This is a genomic window from Trichococcus patagoniensis (assembly GCF_003051085.1).
Taxonomy (GTDB): Bacteria; Bacillota; Bacilli; order Lactobacillales; family Aerococcaceae; genus Trichococcus; species Trichococcus patagoniensis.
The window spans coordinates 1-1263 of the sequence record NZ_QAOM01000049.1 but is presented as its reverse complement, the minus strand read 5'-3'; the positions used below and the strand labels follow the sequence as shown (position 1 = coordinate 1263).

At 48.9% G+C, this 1263-nt stretch carries 8 tRNA genes; all 8 read right to left on the bottom strand.

Annotated features, from left to right (window positions below):
- Window positions 1-15: 15 nt before the first annotated feature.
- Window positions 16-88 (bottom strand) — tRNA-Phe (locus C8U37_RS14360).
- 171 nt (window positions 89-259) lie between these two features.
- Window positions 260-332: transfer RNA gene (locus C8U37_RS14355), tRNA-Asp, on the bottom strand.
- 2 nt (window positions 333-334) lie between these two features.
- A tRNA-Val gene (locus tag C8U37_RS14350) sits at window positions 335-407 on the bottom strand.
- A 78-nt stretch (window positions 408-485) separates the two neighbouring features.
- A tRNA-Glu gene (locus tag C8U37_RS14345) sits at window positions 486-557 on the bottom strand.
- A 101-nt stretch (window positions 558-658) separates the two neighbouring features.
- Window positions 659-730 (bottom strand) — tRNA-Glu (locus C8U37_RS14340).
- 101 nt (window positions 731-831) lie between these two features.
- Window positions 832-903 (bottom strand) — tRNA-Glu (locus C8U37_RS14335).
- Between the two features lie 25 nt (window positions 904-928).
- Window positions 929-1001, bottom strand: a tRNA-Val gene (locus C8U37_RS14330).
- A gap of 78 nt (window positions 1002-1079) precedes the next feature.
- Window positions 1080-1151: transfer RNA gene (locus C8U37_RS14325), tRNA-Glu, on the bottom strand.
- Window positions 1152-1263 lie beyond the last annotated feature (112 nt).

Genomic DNA, 1263 nt, shown 5'->3' with positions numbered 1-1263 from the left:
CCATCATATAAAAAATGGTCCGAGACGGATTCGAACCGCCGACACCTTGAGCTTCAATCAAGTGCTCTACCAACTGAGCTATCAGACCAAAATAATAAGAAAAGCGTAACGGGTTTGTTCAGCCCTGAAAGAAATTTAGGAAATTGTGCCGTCTGAGCATCGTAGAGCGCAATAGGTACAATTTATCTAATTTCCGAAGGGGTAACCCGTGAAGCTGGACATCGGTTAGGATGTATAGCTCACTTTTCAGAAACAAAAACGGCTCCGACGGGATTTGAACCCGCGATCTCCTGCGTGACAGGCAGGCATGTTGACCCCTACACCACGGAACCAATGGAGGTTGACGGGATCGAACCGCCGACATTCTGCTTGTAAGGCAGACGCTCTCCCAGCTGAGCTAAACCTCCAAGGGATGGTAACACTGTGAGCTGACGCTCAAGTGTAACATGTCTGTACAACAGCTGAAGCTGCAACAGCCATGACAATGATCCGTACGGGAATCGAACCCGTGTTACCGCCGTGAAAGGGCGGTGTCTTAACCGCTTGACCAACGGACCATAAGGTTGAAAATATTATTAAGATGAAGATTGATTGGATGGAGCTGCGCTCCATTCATATCCTGTCCGTTATGCAACTAGAGTTGCAACAGCTAGGATAATGATCCGTACGGGAATCGAACCCGTGTTACCGCCGTGAAAGGGCGGTGTCTTAACCGCTTGACCAACGGACCGTAAGGTTGAAAACACTATTAAGATGGGGATTGATTGAATGGAGCTACGCTCCATTCATATCCTTTCCGTTATGCAGCTAGAATTGCAACAGCTAGGATAATGATCCGTACGGGAATCGAACCCGTGTTACCGCCGTGAAAGGGCGGTGTCTTAACCGCTTGACCAACGGACCATAAGTTTGAAAATAAATAATACAATGGAGGTTGACGGGATCGAACCGCCGACATTCTGCTTGTAAGGCAGACGCTCTCCCAGCTGAGCTAAACCTCCAAGGGATGGTAACACTGTGAGCTGACGCTCAAGTGTATCATGTCTGTAAAGCAGCTGAAGCTGCAACAGCCATGACAATGATCCGTACGGGAATCGAACCCGTGTTACCGCCGTGAAAGGGCGGTGTCTTAACCGCTTGACCAACGGACCATGTATTTTTATTCTTCTGATAAAGCTACGGAGAAGGAGGGATTTGAACCCTCGCGCCGCGTTAACGACCTACACCCTTAGCAGGGGCGCCTCTTCAGCCACTTGAGTACTT